13 protein-coding genes are annotated in these 15,828 nt (G+C 60.6%); 11 read left to right on the top strand and 2 right to left on the bottom strand.

Annotated features, from left to right (window positions below; all coding sequences use genetic code 11):
- Positions 1–9 precede the first annotated feature (9 nt).
- The 3 genes from lspA to ispH are packed head-to-tail and all read left to right on the top strand — an operon-like array spanning position 10 to position 1,925.
- Complete coding sequence (lspA, locus tag ACJ8PI_RS14495; RefSeq protein ID WP_041033196.1) at positions 10–519, top strand: signal peptidase II; 510 nt, start codon at positions 10–12, stop codon at positions 517–519.
- Position 520: 1 nt separating this feature from the next.
- Positions 521–991: an FKBP-type peptidyl-prolyl cis-trans isomerase gene (gene fkpB, locus ACJ8PI_RS14490; protein ID WP_033637057.1), complete on the top strand. Its 471-nt coding sequence runs from the start codon at positions 521–523 to the stop codon at positions 989–991.
- Complete coding sequence (ispH, locus tag ACJ8PI_RS14485) at positions 972–1,925, top strand: 4-hydroxy-3-methylbut-2-enyl diphosphate reductase (protein ID WP_033637058.1); 954 nt, start codon at positions 972–974, stop codon at positions 1,923–1,925. Before fkpB ends, ispH begins: the two co-directional genes overlap by 20 nt.
- Positions 1,926–2,199: 274 nt before the next feature.
- On the opposite strand, the gene ACJ8PI_RS14480 is transcribed toward ispH, so the two are convergent.
- Entirely contained in the window at positions 2,200–3,105 is a 906-nt protein-coding gene (locus ACJ8PI_RS14480) for a LysR family transcriptional regulator (protein WP_223182365.1), read from the bottom strand.
- A gap of 211 nt (positions 3,106–3,316) precedes the next feature.
- On the opposite strand from ACJ8PI_RS14480, the gene pvcA reads away from it, so the two are divergent.
- The 8 genes from pvcA (at position 3,317) to kefC (ending at position 15,052) form a co-directional block, all read left to right on the top strand.
- The gene (gene pvcA / locus ACJ8PI_RS14475) at positions 3,317–4,282 is read left to right on the top strand and encodes an L-tyrosine isonitrile synthase (protein ID WP_033637062.1); all 966 of its coding nucleotides are present in this window, start codon (positions 3,317–3,319) and stop codon (positions 4,280–4,282) included.
- A gap of 96 nt (positions 4,283–4,378) precedes the next feature.
- Positions 4,379–5,242: a TauD/TfdA dioxygenase family protein gene (locus ACJ8PI_RS14470; protein ID WP_033649154.1), complete on the top strand. Its 864-nt coding sequence runs from the start codon at positions 4,379–4,381 to the stop codon at positions 5,240–5,242.
- Positions 5,243–5,266: 24 nt separating this feature from the next.
- On the top strand, positions 5,267–6,526 hold the full coding sequence (locus ACJ8PI_RS14465) for a glycosyltransferase (RefSeq protein ID WP_049234044.1): 1,260 nt from the start codon (positions 5,267–5,269) through the stop codon (positions 6,524–6,526).
- A 263-nt stretch (positions 6,527–6,789) separates the two neighbouring features.
- Entirely contained in the window at positions 6,790–7,611 is an 822-nt protein-coding gene (dapB, locus tag ACJ8PI_RS14460; protein WP_033649157.1) for a 4-hydroxy-tetrahydrodipicolinate reductase, read from the top strand.
- A gap of 470 nt (positions 7,612–8,081) precedes the next feature.
- On the top strand, positions 8,082–9,230 hold the full coding sequence (gene carA / locus ACJ8PI_RS14455) for a glutamine-hydrolyzing carbamoyl-phosphate synthase small subunit (RefSeq protein WP_048232622.1): 1,149 nt from the start codon (positions 8,082–8,084) through the stop codon (positions 9,228–9,230).
- Positions 9,231–9,247: 17 nt separating this feature from the next.
- Positions 9,248–12,472 (top strand): carbamoyl-phosphate synthase large subunit, encoded by a 3,225-nt coding sequence (carB, locus tag ACJ8PI_RS14450; RefSeq protein WP_038873387.1) that lies wholly within the window; start codon positions 9,248–9,250, stop codon positions 12,470–12,472.
- A gap of 176 nt (positions 12,473–12,648) precedes the next feature.
- Complete coding sequence (gene kefF / locus ACJ8PI_RS14445) at positions 12,649–13,206, top strand: glutathione-regulated potassium-efflux system oxidoreductase KefF (protein ID WP_033637069.1); 558 nt, start codon at positions 12,649–12,651, stop codon at positions 13,204–13,206.
- A complete protein-coding gene (gene kefC / locus ACJ8PI_RS14440) occupies positions 13,199–15,052 on the top strand; it encodes a glutathione-regulated potassium-efflux system protein KefC (RefSeq protein ID WP_033637070.1) in 1,854 nt (617 codons plus the stop codon). Before kefF ends, kefC begins: the two co-directional genes overlap by 8 nt.
- 35 nt (positions 15,053–15,087) lie before the next feature.
- On the opposite strand, the gene ACJ8PI_RS14435 is transcribed toward kefC, so the two are convergent.
- Positions 15,088–15,702 (bottom strand): LysE family translocator, encoded by a 615-nt coding sequence (locus ACJ8PI_RS14435; protein WP_049234047.1) that lies wholly within the window; start codon positions 15,700–15,702, stop codon positions 15,088–15,090.
- Between the last annotated feature and the right edge of the window lie 126 nt (positions 15,703–15,828).

Raw genomic sequence — 15,828 nt, 5'->3', positions numbered from 1 at the left:
TCGCGCCTGATGAGTAAATCAATTTGTTCGACCGGCCTGCGTTGGCTGTGGGTTGTGGTGGCGGTGCTGGCGCTGGATTTCGGCAGCAAGCAGTGGATCCTCGCTAACTTTACGCTGGGCCAGTCCCAGCCATTGATCCCGTCGTTCAACCTGTTTTACGCGCGCAACTACGGCGCCGCGTTCAGCTTCCTCGCCGATCACGGCGGCTGGCAGCGCTGGTTCTTCGCCGGCATCGCCATCGCCATCGTTGCGGTGCTGCTGGTGATGATGTACCGCAGTGCGGCGCAGCAGAAGCTGAACAACATCGCCTACGCCTTTATCATCGGCGGGGCGCTGGGCAATCTGTTCGACCGCCTGTGGCACGGTTTCGTGGTCGATTTCATCGACTTCTACGTCGGTGACTGGCACTACCCGACCTTCAACCTGGCGGACAGCTTTATCTGCGTGGGCGCGGCGATGATCGTGCTGGAAGGTTTCCTGTCGCCGGCGAACAAAAGCGCAAAGAGTAAAGGTGAGTAATATGACGGCTCAGGTTATCAGTGACAGCGCGGTGCTGGTTCACTTTACGCTGAAACTGGAAGACGGTTCGACCGCCGAATCCACCCGCAGCAGCGGCAAGCCGGCGCTGTTCCGCCTGGGTGACGGCAGCCTGTCGGCGCCGCTGGAGGCGCAGCTGCTCGGCCTGCGCGCGGGCGACAAATGCGCCTTTACCCTGCAGCCGGAAGCGGCGTTCGGCGCGGAGAACCCGGATCTGGTTCAGTTCTTCTCGCGCCGCGACTTCGCGGAAACCGGCGTGCCGGACGTGGGCACCATCATGCTGTTTACCGCCATCGACGGCAGTGAAATGCCGGGCGTGGTGCGCGCGGTGGCGGAAGATTCGATCACCGTCGATTTCAACCATCCGCTGGCGGGCCATCCGGTGACCTTCGATATCGAAGTGCTGGAGATCGATCCGCAGCAGGAGGAGATGCATGCAAATATTGCTGGCTAACCCGCGCGGCTTCTGCGCCGGGGTTGATCGTGCGATCAGCATCGTGGAACGCGCGCTGGAACTGTATGGCGCGCCGATCTACGTGCGGCATGAAGTGGTGCACAACCGCTACGTGGTCGACAGCCTGCGTGAGCGCGGCGCGGTGTTTATCGAAGAGATAGCCGAAGTGCCGGACGGCTCTATCCTGATCTTCTCGGCGCACGGCGTTTCTCAGGCGGTGCGCGCCGAAGCCAAGGCGCGCGATCTGACCATGCTGTTCGACGCCACTTGCCCGCTGGTGACCAAGGTGCATATGGAAGTAGCGCGCGCCAGCCGCCGCGGCACCGAAGCGATCCTGATCGGCCACGCCGGGCACCCGGAGGTGGAAGGTACCATGGGCCAGTACAGCAACCCGCAGGGTGGCATGTACCTGGTCGAATCGCCGGAAGACGTGTGGAAGCTGCAGGTGAAAGACGAAAACAACCTGTGCTTCATGACGCAGACCACGCTGTCGGTGGATGATACCTCGGACGTGATCGACGCCTTGCGTCAGCGTTTCCCGAAAATTATCGGGCCACGTAAGGATGATATCTGCTACGCCACCACCAACCGTCAGGAAGCGGTGCGCAACCTGGCCGGCGATGCGGACGTGGTGCTGGTGGTGGGGTCGAAGAACTCCTCCAACTCCAACCGTCTGGCGGAACTGGCGCAGCGCGTCGGCAAACCGGCTTATCTGATCGACTCGGCGGCGGATATTCAGGAAAGCTGGCTGAGCGAAGCGCGCAATATCGGCGTTACCGCCGGCGCCTCGGCACCGGACGTGCTGGTGCAGGAGGTGATCTCTCGCCTGAAAGCGCTGGGTGGCCTGGACGTGCATGAAATCAGCGGGCGTGAAGAGAACATCGTGTTTGAAGTGCCTAAAGAGCTGCGCGTGGACGTTCGTCAGATCGACTGACATGCGCCGGCGGATGACAACGGGGAGCTTAGGCTTCCCGTTTTTTTTGGAAAGCGCGCCGCGTAAAAAAATAATGTTCCATGCATATTCAAATTTTCTGCTAACTAAAGTCAAATTTATTCTGAGTATTTGAAATAACGTCGATGTGATTAATTATATAGGCTGGCGAAAAGTCATTAATAAAAATATCATTAGGCTGCAATCTAAATGGGGCCCGGTGTTGGCAAGGTGATTACAATAATTACAATAATAGATGTTGCAGATGTTTCTTATTTTATTCCTGCCGAATATGTTCTACGGGGCTTAATCCCTTCTCCTGCAAATAGAGTTTCATATGTTCAAGCAATCGTCTGACTTTTAATGGCTGGATCTCCCTGCGCGGCATAATGGCATAGCAATTAATTTCCGGTAACCGCCAATCGGGCAATATTTCAATCAGCTCGCCGCTGCGCAATTCACGTTCAACGTTGGCGAAGAAATTGCGAATGATACCCTTGCCGGTCAGCGCCAACTCCTTCATCGCCATACCGCTGTTGGTGAACAAGCGCCCGGTCATACGCATGCGGTGTTCACCGCCGTTGCGATGGATCAGGCGGACAAACTGCGGGTTGCCGAGCGGCGTAAAGGTGACCCATTGGTGGTGCGTCAGCGCCTGTGGCGAATCCGGCACGCCGTGATGCGCCAGGTAAGCCGGCGAGGCGCACAGCACTTCGCGGCAGCGCGCCAGCCGCGTGGAAACGTAGCTGGAGTCGGCCAGCACGCCGCCGCGTATCGCCAGATCGATGCGCTGCGTGATGAGATCTATCTTCTCATCGTGAATTTCCAGCCGCAGCGTGAGACGGGGATGTTCGTCGAGAAAACTTTGCAGCGCCGGCACCAGATAGTGAGTGGCGAATTCGGTGGAGGTGGCGACGCGCAGCTCACCGACCAGTTCGCCGCGCAGCGCGGCGATCCGTTGTTGGCCACGTTCGGCGGCGTGGATCATCAGCAGGCAATCTTCATAAAAGCACAGTCCGGCTTCGGTCAGACTCAATGAGCGCGTCGAGCGCAGCAGTAATTGAATGCCCAGATGTTCTTCCAACTGGCGAATATGCTGGCTGACGGCGGAAGTCGTCATGCCCAATTCTTTTGCCGCCATGCTGAATGCGCCGCAATCGACCACTTTTGAGAAAATGGCCATGCGTTTTAAAATATTGCTCATAGTTTGTTAAGCACAACTTAACCAAGATTGTGAATTATACGGGCTAATAATATAGCACTATCTCTTCTATATTGCCTGAAGCACATAAACGCCGGGCTGATTATTATTTCGCAGAGTTTTTTCTCTTTTTGATAAATCTTATTGCGCTTATCAATAATGCACCCGCGCCACATCGCAACAGGAGCTCATTGTGGACAGCGCTCAGAAAGAAGAAATATCGTTAAAAATCCTACGTGAATTATTGCAATACCGCCGCCGCTTCCCCGGTGACGATACCTCGATTGCTGAAGAAGAACGGCGGGTCACTCAGGTGCAATTGCCGCGCATTCGGGCATTCATTGAAAACGAGCAACGTATCGAATTCGTGCTGCCGGCTTTTCCCACCAAGTCGCCCAACACCAACAAGGTGATCGGCGCGGTGCCGGACATGGCGGAGCGGCTGTCGCTGATCTTCCTCAACTCGCTGTGCCAGCGCATTCAACTCTATTACCCGCCGGGGGCGCATATCGTTATCTGCTCCGACGGCCACGTGTTCGGCGATCTGATCCGCGTCAGCGATGAAGCGATCAACCACTATCAGCGTGAGATTGAAAGCCTGCTGCATGAAGTGGGTGCGACGCACCTGAGCGTGTTCAACCTCGGCGACGTCAAAGGCCTGGCGGAGCATACCGATGATTACGATCTGCTGCGCCGGCTGTTGGTGGAGGGCTATGCCGAATCGGAAGAGGCGATCAAGCAACAGCTGATGCAGGACGAACAGGGCCTCTTGTTGTACCGCGCCATCACGCGCTTCCTGTATGAAGACAGCCAGCTGCCGGGCTACAGCGGTTCCAACGCCGCGCTGCAGAAAGACGCCAAACAACGCGCCTGCGGCGTGATCCAGCGCAGCTGGGCCTGGGGCAACCTGCTGGCGCAGCATTTCCCGGCGGCGATCCGCCTGTCGATTCACCCGCAGCCGGCCGACAGCCTGAAAATGGGCATCCACATGATGCCGACCAAAGACGACTGGCTGACGCCGTGGCACGGCGTGGCGGCCAACGTGAACGGCCAGTTCGTGCTGATGAAGCGTAAAGACGCGCAGAGCCTGGACGGCGAACTGGTGGAGATCCGCGGCACGCCGAGCCATTACCTGATCGAACAACCGCAGATGGCCTGAGGCCGTGGCGGGCTTTTGCGCCCGAAATCCTGGCGGGCGCGTTTTTGACGGCACGTTGCCGTGTGAGCAGCACATTCGATGCAAGGAGAATCACCGATGAACAACCAACCGCTTAATTGCCATATTCAACCGAATACCCCGTTCGGCGCGATCCTGACGCCGCAGCATCCGGGGCAAAAGATCGGCGAGCTGCCGGTGGCGGCGCTGCGGGCGCTGGCGCAGGAACACCACTTGCTGGTGCTGCGCGGATTCGACTCGGGTTTCAGCGAGGCGGAAGTTCTGACTCGCTACGCTGAGCAGTGGGGCGAGATCATGATGTGGCCGTTCGGCGCGGTGCTGGACGTGAAGGAGCATCCGGACGCCAAGGATCATATCTTCGACAGCAGTTACGTCCCGCTGCACTGGGATGGCATGTATAAGCCGACCATCCCCGAGTTCCAGCTGTTCCACTGCGTGGCGGCGCCGTCGCCGGACGAAGGCGGATGCACCACCTTCGTCGACACCACGCGGCTGTTGGCCAATGCGGACGAAGCGCTGCTGGATCAGTGGCTGTCGGTCTCGATCACCTACCGCATCAAGCAGGTGGTGCATTACGGCGGCGAAGTCTGTTCGCCGCTGGTGGTGCAGCACCCGAACGGCAGGGGCTTAATCATGCGCTACAATGAACCGCCGACGGAAGGAAAAAAATTCCTCAATCAACATGCGCTGGAATACCACGGCGTGCCGGAACACCAGCAGGAACAGTTCCACCACACTCTGCAGCAGCACCTGTACGATCCGCGTCACTATTATGCCCATCAGTGGCAGCAGGGCGACGTGGTGGTGGCGGACAACTTCTCGCTGCTGCACGGCCGTGAAGGTTTTACCGCCCGTTCCGCGCGTCATTTGCAGCGCGTGCATATTCAGAGCAACCCGGTGTGCGCCAATCTGGCGCTGAAGCCGGCCAACGCAGAAGCGTAAAGGAGCATTATGGCAAGGATACTGATGGCGGCGGTCGCCACTCCGGGGCACGTCTACCCGATGTTAGCCATCGCTCGCCACCTGATTGCCCAAGGGCATCAGGTGCGGGTGATGACCGGCGCGCTGTTTCGCGAACGCGCCGAGGCGGCGGGCGCGAGCTTCGTGCCGTTCGACGCGCAGGTGGATTTCGATTACCGCCACCTGGAAGAGCACTTCCCCGAGCGCGCCGCGCTGCCGCCGGGCAATGCGCAGATGGCGCTGGCGCTGAAGGATTTCTTCGCCGCACCGATCCCGTTGCTGGATCGGCAGCTGCGTGCGGCCATCGCCGCCGAAAAGACCGATCTGCTGATGGTGGAGAACTGCTTCTACGGCGTGCTGCCGCTGCTGCAGTCCGCCGAGCGGCCACCGGTCTTCGGTATCGGCGTTACGCCGCTGTCGTATTCTTCGCGCGATGCTATTTTTTATGGCCCGCGTATCCCGCCAGCGCTGCTGCCGCAGGCGTTGACCCGTGAGCAGTTGGTGGATGAGGAAACGCGCGTGCTGATCGATGACGTGCAGCAGAGCTTCGATGCGGCGCTGCTGCAGGCGGGCGGGCGGGCGCTGGATCGCCCGTTCACCGACGCGCTGATCGGTGGCTGCGAGCGTTTCCTGCAGCTGGCTACCACGGCGCTGGAATATGAGCGTGACGATCTGCCGAGCGGCGTGCGATTCGTTGGCCCGCTGCGCAGCGGCGGCCAGCCGGCGGTGGAAGAGACGCTGTGGGAGGCGGACGATCGTCGGCCGCTGGTGATTGTGACACAGGGCACGCTGGCCAATGTCGATCTGCATCAGCTGATCGTGCCGACGCTGCAAGCGCTGGCGCATTTGCCGGTGCGAGTGCTGGCCACCACCGGCGGACGGGCGACGGAAGGGCTGATGGACGCGCTGCCGGGCAATGCCAGAGTGCGGGAGTTTATCTCCTTCGAACGCTGGCTGCCGGAGACGGCGCTGCTGATCACCAACGGCGGTTACGGCTCGATCAACTATGCGCTGGACAGCGGCGTGCCGCTGATCGTCGCCGGCACCGGCGAGGACAAGCTGGAGGCGGCCGCGCGCGTGGTGGCCGCCGGCTGCGGCATCAGCCTGCACACCAGCACGCCGAGCGCCGAACAGATCCTGGCGGCGGCGACGCGCATTCTGCAGCAGCCGATCTATCGGCAACGTGCGGCGCTGGTGCGTGAGGACTATGCCCGCCACGACGCGCTGACGGCGATCGCCAACGAAGTGGCCGCCATTACCGCCTGACCTCGCCGTTCTCCCTTCCCCAGGCGCCGTTTTCGGCGCCTTTTTTCCGCATTTTTTTGCCATGGAAACTGCATGATTATGTACAATCGTCGCAGGCCGCCAAATCGGTTGAATGTTAATCTCACGACAGCGCCGCTGATGAAAGCGGGGGAATATCATAATTTTCTAATTATGAAATGAATCCTCTGGCGACGCTGAAGCGGGGCGGTTACCCTGAATCGATAGCCTAATGGGATAGGCGTCAAATCAAGAAGAGAGCAAGCATGAGTGATACACAAATCCGCATTGCGATTGCGGGCGCCGGCGGCCGGATGGGCCGTCAGTTGATCCAGGCGGTGCAGCAGGCGGAAGGCGTGGTATTGGGGGCGGCGCTGTCGCGCCCGGGTTCCAGCCTGATCGGCGTCGACGCCGGTGAGCTGGCGGGCATTGGCGCGCTGGGCGTCAAGGTGAGCGACAGTCTGGAGAAGGTGGCGAACGAGTTCGATATTTTGATCGACTTCACCCGCCCGGAAAGTACCCGGGGCTACCTGGATTTTTGCGTGGCGCACCACAAGGCGATGGTGATTGGCACTACCGGCTTCGATGACGCCGGCAAGCAGGCGATCCGCGATGCGGCGCAGCATATCGGCATCGTGTTCGCCGCCAACTTCAGCGTCGGCGTCAACCTGGTGCTGAAACTGCTGGAGAAGGCCGCGCAGGTGATGGGCGACTATACCGATATCGAAATCGTTGAGGCGCACCACCGCCACAAAGTGGACGCGCCGTCGGGCACGGCGTTGGCCATGGGCGAAGCGATCGCCGGCGCGCTGGGGCGCGATCTGAAAAGCTGCGCGGTCTATGCGCGCGAAGGCCATACCGGCGAGCGCGATCCGAAAAGCATCGGCTTTGCCACCATTCGCGCCGGAGACATCGTTGGCGAGCACACCGCGATGTTCGCCGACATCGGTGAACGGGTGGAAATCACCCATAAAGCCTCTAGCCGTATGACTTTTGCCAGCGGCGCGGTGCGCGCGGCTTCCTGGTTACATAACCGTGATAAAGGTCTGTTTGATATGCGCGACGTGTTGAATTTGGACCAATTATAATTAATTTGCATACCATCGTGATGTGGTTGTATTGATCATAATGCTATGATAATCGGACAATAAATTTATTGTCCTTTTTTTTAACATGAAAAATGAAGTGTTGGTGTGTTTTTGTTGTCATAATTGTTATTTATCGGTGCTTATCTCGCTAATCACTCCGTTTTCATCCACCAGATCCCATTTCAGCGTCTTTTTGAGCCCATTCTGGCGCCATTTTCCGTCATTCAGCTTCGCAACCGTTTTCCAGCCCCGGTTTTCTGTGTTTTTATCGACGCTCAAGCCGCATGAGCGCCGAGAACTGCAAAAATAAAACAAAAAACGGCAGTTTGGGTAGACAAGCCGGGCACTCATCATTAAAATGCGCCCAATTTGCCAAAAATTGGCCTCGCGGACGGTTTTTGCATTGATTTAGATCGCGATATCTGAATTAATATGCAAATATTGTGATTGATTATTCCTCGGAGGATGTTTTGATAAAGTCAGCGCTATTGGTTCTGGAAGACGGAACCCAATTCCACGGTCGGGCCATCGGGGCAGAGGGAACGGCAGTGGGGGAAGTGGTCTTCAATACGTCGATGACCGGTTATCAAGAAATCCTCACTGATCCTTCCTATTCCCGCCAGATCGTTACTCTTACTTATCCTCATATCGGCAATGTCGGCACCAATGCTTCCGACGAAGAATCCTCCGCAGTACACGCCCAAGGCCTCGTCATTCGTGACCTCCCGCTGATCGCCAGCAACTACCGCAACGAAGAAAGCCTGTCCGACTACCTCAAGCGTCACAACATCGTGGCGATCGCCGATATCGATACCCGTAAATTAACCCGCCTGCTGCGCGAGAAGGGCGCCCAGAACGGCTGCATCATCGCCGCTGACTCGCCGGACGCCGCGCTGGCCCTGGCCAAGGCGCAAGGTTTCCCGGGGTTGAAGGGCATGGATCTGGCGAAAGAGGTCACCACCCAAGAGGCTTACAGCTGGCAGCAAGGCAGTTGGACGCTTGAAGGCGACCTGCCCGAAGCCAAAACCGCCGCGGAGCTGCCGTTCCACGTGGTGGCTTATGACTACGGCGCCAAGCGCAACATCCTGCGCATGCTGGTGGATCGCGGCTGCCGCCTGACCGTGGTGCCGGCGCAGACCCCCGCCGACGAGGTGCTGAAAATGAATCCGGACGGCATCTTCCTGTCCAACGGCCCGGGCGACCCGGAGCCGTGCGACTACGCCATCGCCGCCATCAAACAGTTCCTGGAAACCGACATCCCGGTGTTCGGCATCTGCCTGGGCCACCAGCTGCTGGCGCTGGCCAGCGGGGCGAAAACCATGAAGATGAAGCTCGGCCACCACGGCGGCAACCACCCGGTGAAGGATCTGGACAACAACACCGTGATGATCACCGCGCAGAACCACGGCTTCGCCGTCGATGAAAACAACCTGCCGGCGAACCTGCGCGTCACGCACAAATCGCTGTTCGACCACACGGTGCAGGGCATTCACCGCACCGACAAGGCGGCGTTCAGCTTCCAGGGTCACCCGGAAGCCAGCCCAGGCCCGCACGATGCCGCGCCGCTGTTCGATCACTTTATCGAACTGATTGAGACTTACCGTTCTAACGCCAAATAATCAGGAGCAGTAAAAAAATGCCAAAACGTACAGACATAAAAAGCATCCTGATCCTCGGCGCTGGCCCGATCGTTATCGGCCAGGCGTGTGAGTTCGACTACTCGGGTGCCCAGGCGTGTAAAGCGCTGCGCGAAGAGGGTTACCGCGTCATTCTGGTCAACTCCAACCCGGCGACCATCATGACCGACCCGGAAATGGCCGACGCGACCTACATCGAGCCGATCCACTGGGAAGTGGTGCGCAAGATCATCGAAAAAGAGCGCCCGGATGCGGTGCTGCCGACCATGGGCGGCCAGACGGCGCTGAACTGCGCGCTGGAGCTGGAGCGTCAGGGCGTGCTGGCCGAGTTCGGCGTGACCATGATCGGCGCCACCGCCGATGCGATCGACAAGGCCGAAGACCGTCGCCGTTTCGACGTGGCGATGAAGAAAATCGGTCTGGACACCGCGCGTTCCGGCATTGCGCACACCATGGAAGAAGCGCTGGCGGTCGCCGCTGACGTCGGCTTCCCGTGCATCATCCGCCCTTCCTTTACCATGGGCGGCACCGGCGGCGGCATCGCCTACAACCGCGAAGAGTTCGAAGAGATCTGCGAACGCGGTCTGGATCTGTCGCCGACCAACGAGCTGCTGATCGACGAATCGCTGATCGGTTGGAAAGAGTACGAGATGGAGGTAGTGCGCGATAAGAACGACAACTGCATCATCGTCTGCTCGATCGAAAACTTCGACGCCATGGGCATCCACACCGGCGACTCGATCACCGTCGCGCCGGCCCAGACCCTGACCGACAAGGAATACCAAATCATGCGCAACGCCTCGATGGCGGTGCTGCGTGAGATCGGCGTGGAAACCGGCGGCTCCAACGTGCAGTTCTCGGTCAACCCGAAAACCGGCCGCCTGATCGTTATCGAAATGAACCCGCGCGTGTCGCGCTCTTCGGCGCTGGCGTCGAAAGCCACCGGCTTCCCCATCGCCAAGATCGCCGCCAAGCTGGCGGTGGGCTACACCCTCGATGAGCTGATGAACGACATCACCGGCGGCCGCACCCCGGCATCGTTCGAACCGTCCATCGACTACGTCGTGACCAAGATCCCGCGCTTCAACTTCGAGAAGTTCGCCGGCGCCAACGACCGCCTGACCACCCAGATGAAATCGGTCGGCGAAGTGATGGCCATCGGCCGCACCCAGCAGGAGTCGCTGCAAAAAGCGCTGCGCGGCCTGGAAGTGGGCGCCACCGGCTTCGACCCGAAAGTGAGCCTGGACGATCCGGAAGCGCTGACCAAAATCCGCCGCGAGCTGAAAGACGCCGGTTCCGACCGCATCTGGTACATCGCCGACGCCTTCCGCGCCGGTCTGTCGGTTGACGGCGTCTTCAACCTGACCAACGTCGACCGCTGGTTCCTAGTGCAGATTGAAGAGCTGGTGCGCCTGGAAGAGCAGGTGGCCGAAGCGGGCATCAACGGCCTGAACAAAGCGTTCCTGCGCACCCTGAAGCGCAAGGGCTTCGCCGATGCGCGTCTGGCCAAGCTGGCCGGCGTCGCCGAGAGCGAAATTCGCAAGCTGCGCCACAGCCACGGCCTGCATCCGGTGTACAAGCGCGTGGATACCTGCGCGGCGGAATTCGCCACCGACACCGCCTACATGTACTCCACCTATGAAGAAGAGTGCGAGTCCAACCCGACCAACGACCGGCCGAAAGTGATGGTGCTGGGCGGCGGGCCGAACCGTATCGGCCAGGGCATCGAGTTCGATTACTGCTGCGTGCACGCCTCGCTGGCGCTGCGCGAAGACGGCTACGAGACCATTATGGTCAACTGCAACCCGGAAACCGTCTCCACCGACTACGACACCTCCGACCGCCTGTACTTCGAGCCGGTAACGCTGGAAGACGTGCTGGAAATCGTGCGCATTGAGAAGCCGAAGGGCGTGATCGTGCAGTACGGCGGCCAGACCCCGCTGAAGCTGGCGCGTGAGCTGGAAGCCGCGGGCGTGCCGATCATCGGCACCAGCCCGGACGCCATCGACCGCGCCGAAGACCGCGAGCGCTTCCAGCAGGCGGTTAACCGTCTGGGCCTGAAGCAGCCGGCCAACGCCACCGTCACCGCCATCGAGCAGGCGGTGGAGAAGGCGGCGGGCATCGGCTATCCGCTGGTGGTGCGCCCTTCCTACGTGCTGGGCGGCCGGGCGATGGAAATCGTCTATGACGAAACCGACCTGCGCCGTTACTTCCAGACTGCGGTCAGCGTGTCCAACGATGCGCCGGTGCTGCTGGACCGCTTCCTGGACGACGCGGTGGAAGTGGACGTCGACGCCATCTGCGACGGCGAGCGCGTGCTGATTGGCGGCATCATGGAGCACATCGAGCAGGCGGGCGTGCACTCCGGCGACTCCGCGTGTTCGCTGCCGGCATACACTCTGAGCCAGGAAATTCAGGACGTGATGCGTCGCCAGGTGGAAAAGCTGGCGTTCGAGCTGCAGGTACGCGGCCTGATGAACGTGCAGTTCGCGGTGAAAGACAACGAAGTCTACCTGATTGAAGTCAACCCGCGCGCCGCGCGCACCGTGCCGTTCGTCTCCAAAGCGACCGGCGTGCCGTTGGCCAAGGTGGCCGCGCGCGTGATGGCGGGCAAAACGCTGGTCGAGCAGGGCGTGACCGAAGAAATTATCCCGCCGTACTACTCGGTGAAAGAAGTGGTGCTGCCGTTCAACAAATTCCCGGGCGTCGACCCGATTCTGGGGCCGGAAATGCGCTCTACCGGGGAAGTGATGGGCGTGGGCCGCACCTTTGCGGAAGCCTTCTCCAAAGCGATGCTGGGCAGCAACTCGGGCATGAAGAAACAGGGCCGCGCGCTGCTGTCGGTGCGTGAAGGCGACAAGGCTCGCGTGGTCGATTTGGCCGCCAGCCTGCTGAAGCAAGGCTTCGAGCTGGACGCCACCCACGGCACCGCGGTGGTGCTGGGCGAAGCGGGCATCAACCCGCGCCTGGTCAACAAGGTGCACGAAGGGCGTCCGCACATTCAGGACCGTATCAAAAACGGCGAGTACACCTACATCGTCAACACCACGGCCGGCCGTCAGGCGATTGAGGACTCCAAGCTGATTCGCCGCAGCGCCCTGCAGTACAAGGTGCACTACGACACCACGTTGAACGGCGGCTTCGCTACCGCGATGGCGCTGAAAGCGGATCCGACCGAGCAGGTGACGTCGGTGCAGGAAATGCACGCGCGCATCGGCAAGTAACCGCGCGATAACGCTACGCCAGGGGCGCTGCAGTTCAATGCAGCGCCCTTTTTTTATTCAGCGAATTTGTCGGCAGGCGTTAAAAATTTCCGCTATCAATCAGTGGGCAAACTGTCACCCTGTGTGATTGGTATATGCTTGGTGTATTGGCAAGGAACGAAGGAACGACGATAACAATGATTCTGATAATTTACGCTCACCCGTATCCCCGGCATTCGCATGCCAATCAGCGCCTGCTGCAGGCGGTGAGGGATCTCCCCGAGGTAGAGGTGCGCTCGCTGTATGAGCTGTACCCCGATTTCAATATCGATATCAACGCCGAGCAGCGGGCGCTGGAGCGCGCCGACCTGGTGGTGCTGCAGCATCCGATGCAGTGGTACAGCTTCCCGCCGCTGTTGAAGCTGTGGATCGATAAAGTGCTGGAGCACGGCTGGGCCTACGGCCACGACGGCAACGCGCTGGTGGGTAAAGACTGCCTGTGGGCGGTGACCAGCGGCGGCGACGAGCACCACTTCGAGCTGGGCGACTTTCCCAACTTTGCTGCGCTGGCGCAGCCGCTGCAGGCCACGGCGATCTACTGCGGCATGAACTGGCAACCCTATTTTGCCGTACATAATACTTTTACCTGCAACGAACCGGCGCTGCTCGCCGCCGGCGAAGCCTACCGGCAGCGGTTGGTCGACTATCTGATGGAACATGCCGAAGCGGAAACTCGGGAGGCCAGCCATGGATAATCACCACATGATGATCGAGGGGCTGATCTACCTCGGCTCCGCCGCGCTGTTCGTGCCGATCGCGGTGCGTCTGGGGCTGGGCTCGGTGCTCGGCTACCTGATCGCCGGCTGTATCATTGGCCCCTGGGGGCTGAAGCTGGTGTCGGACGCCGAATCGATCCTGACCTTCGCCGAGATCGGCGTGGTGCTGATGCTGTTTATCATCGGCCTGGAGCTGGATCCCAAGCGGCTGTGGACGCTGCGCGCCTCGGTATTCGGCGGCGGCAGCATTCAGATGGTGGGCTGCGGCCTGGCGCTGAGCGCCTTCTGTTACTTCCTCGGCCTCAACTGGAAGGTGGCGCTGCTGATAGGTTTGACGCTGGCCCTCTCATCCACCGCCATTGCCATGCAGGCGATGAGCGAACGTAATTTGACGCCGTCGCCGATCGGCCGCAGCGCGTTTGCGGTGCTGCTGTTCCAGGATATCGCGGCGATCCCGCTGGTGGCGATGATCCCGCTGCTGGCCAGCAGCGGCGCCACCACCACGCTGGGCGCTTTCGTGCTGTCGGCGGCCAAGGTGGTGGGCGCGTTGACGATGGTGGTGCTGCTCGGCCGCTACGTCACCCGCCCGCTGCTGCACTTCGTCGCCCGTTCGGGCATGCGCGAAGTGTTCAGCGCCGTGGCGCTGTTCCTGGTGTTCGGTTTCGGCATCCTGCTGGAGATGGCCGGGCTGTCGATGGCGATGGGGGCGTTCCTCGCCGGGGTGCTGCTGGCGAGCTCGGAATACCGCCACGCGCTGGAGAGCGATATTCAGCCGTTCAAAGGGCTGCTGCTGGGGCTGTTCTTTATCGGCGTCGGCATGTCGATCGACTTCGGCACGCTGTTCCATCACCCGCTGCTGATCGCCTCGCTGTTGCTGGGCTTTATGCTGATCAAGGCAGCGCTGCTGTGGCTGATTGGGCCGCTGCTCGGCGTGCCGAAGCGCCAGCGCGGCCTGTTTGCCATTCTGCTGGGGCAGGGCAGTGAATTCGCCTTCGTGATCTTCAGCGCCGCGCAGCTGGCCGGCGTACTGCCGGTCGAATGGGCCAAGTCGCTGACGCTGGCGGTGGCGCTGTCGATGGCGGCCACGCCGCTGCTGTTGGTGATCGCCGCGCAGCTGGAGAAAAATGCGCCGAAAGAGGAGCGCCCGGCGGACGTCATCGACGACGAAAATGCCAGCGTGATCATCGCCGGCTTCGGCCGTTTCGGCCAGATCGCCGGCCGCTTGCTGCTGGCCAACGGCGTACACACCGTGGTGCTGGATCACGATCCGGACCATATCGAAACGCTGCGCAAATTCGACACCAAGGTGTTCTACGGCGACGCCACGCGCGCCGATCTGCTGGAGGCCGCTGGCGCCGCCCACGCCAAGGTGCTGATCAACGCCATCGATGACGTGGAAGACAGCCTGGCGCTAACCGAGCTGGCCAGGCAGCACTTCCCGCATCTGAAGGTGGTGGCGCGGGCGCGCGACGTCGATCACTGGTATCAGCTGCGGCAGCTGGGGGTGGAAAAACCGGAGCGCGAAACCTTCGAAAGCTCGCTGCGCGTCGGCCGTGAAACGCTGGAGCTGCTGGGGCTGGACGCCTATGAGGCGCGCGAGAAGGCGGACACGTTCCGCCGCTATAACCTGAAGATGCTGGAAGACACGCTGGAGAATTATCAGGACACCGAGTTCCGCATCGCCAGCCTGCAGCGGGCCAAGGAGATGCTCAGCGCGGCCATCGAGCAGGATCAGAATCGGCTGGCGCGGGTGCAGCAGACCGGCTGGCGCGGCAGTATCGATGGCAAGGCGCCGGAGGACGAGGTGGTGGAAGCCAAAGGATAAGAGTAGGGGCGCCAGATCGGCGCCCCTTCTTTTGCTTAGCTCAGCGCGACCTTGATGCCTAGGGCGATCAGCATGCCGCCCAGCAGCTTGTCGACGATCTTCTGGGTCTTTTCCAACCCGCGGCGCACCGGCCCGCTCTGGATCAGGAACACCAGCAGCGGCCACCAGATAACCGACAGGCCGAGAATAATCCCCGCGTACCACAGCTTGTCGCCCAGACCGGAATCGATCTGCAGCACCTGGGTGAACACCGCCAGGAAGAACAGGGTGGCCTTCGGGTTCAGCAGGTTGCACAGGTAGCCTTGCGCAAAGGCGCTCTTCAGGCTGACCGGCTGCTGCGGCAGATTGCTGACGTTCATCTTGCCGCCGCCGCGCGACAGCAGCGCCTGGATGCCGATCCACACCAGATAGACCGCCCCGGCGTATTTCAGCAGGTTAAACAGCCACGGCGTGGTGGTGATCACCACCGCCAGCCCGGCGACGCAGTAGGACATGTGGGTGGCGACGCCGCAGATCACGCCGAAGGCGGTCATCATGGCGGCCAGCCGCGGATAGCGGGCAGCGTTTTTGATCACCAGGAAAAAATCCGGGCCGGGGGAGAGCATGCCGAGGGCGGCAATGCCGGCGACGAACAGCGAAGTTTCAAGCATGGGAGCGTCTCGCGCAAAAGACAGAGTTCTGGCGATAATAACGCCGCTTCCTCTGATGCGCATCAACCCAATGAGGTATTGTTAGGCTCTATGATAATAATTCATCTATCGCCAGCAACGGAGCAT

The organism is Serratia sp. CY82433 (genome assembly GCF_052166535.1).
GTDB lineage: Bacteria > Pseudomonadota > Gammaproteobacteria > Enterobacterales > Enterobacteriaceae > Serratia > Serratia sarumanii.
Note: the sequence above shows the minus strand (reverse complement) of the source record. Positions and strands in the feature narration are given on the sequence as shown.

What these genes read in the sequence shown, in the direction of transcription:
- ACJ8PI_RS14480 (WP_223182365.1), bottom strand. Translation starts at nt 3,105, where the DNA reads ATGGCCATTTTCTCAAAAGTGGTCGATTGCGGCGCATTCAGCATGGCG.
- lspA (WP_041033196.1), top strand. Translation starts at nt 10, where the DNA reads ATGAGTAAATCAATTTGTTCGACCGGCCTGCGTTGGCTGTGGGTTGTG.
- carB (WP_038873387.1), top strand. Translation starts at nt 9,248, where the DNA reads ATGCCAAAACGTACAGACATAAAAAGCATCCTGATCCTCGGCGCTGGC.
- ACJ8PI_RS14435 (WP_049234047.1), bottom strand. Translation starts at nt 15,702, where the DNA reads ATGCTTGAAACTTCGCTGTTCGTCGCCGGCATTGCCGCCCTCGGCATG.
- fkpB (WP_033637057.1), top strand. Translation starts at nt 521, where the DNA reads ATGACGGCTCAGGTTATCAGTGACAGCGCGGTGCTGGTTCACTTTACG.
- kefC (WP_033637070.1), top strand. Translation starts at nt 13,199, where the DNA reads ATGGATAATCACCACATGATGATCGAGGGGCTGATCTACCTCGGCTCC.
- kefF (WP_033637069.1), top strand. Translation starts at nt 12,649, where the DNA reads ATGATTCTGATAATTTACGCTCACCCGTATCCCCGGCATTCGCATGCC.
- ACJ8PI_RS14465 (WP_049234044.1), top strand. Translation starts at nt 5,267, where the DNA reads ATGGCGGCGGTCGCCACTCCGGGGCACGTCTACCCGATGTTAGCCATC.
- dapB (WP_033649157.1), top strand. Translation starts at nt 6,790, where the DNA reads ATGAGTGATACACAAATCCGCATTGCGATTGCGGGCGCCGGCGGCCGG.
- ispH (WP_033637058.1), top strand. Translation starts at nt 972, where the DNA reads ATGCAAATATTGCTGGCTAACCCGCGCGGCTTCTGCGCCGGGGTTGAT.
- ACJ8PI_RS14470 (WP_033649154.1), top strand. Translation starts at nt 4,379, where the DNA reads ATGAACAACCAACCGCTTAATTGCCATATTCAACCGAATACCCCGTTC.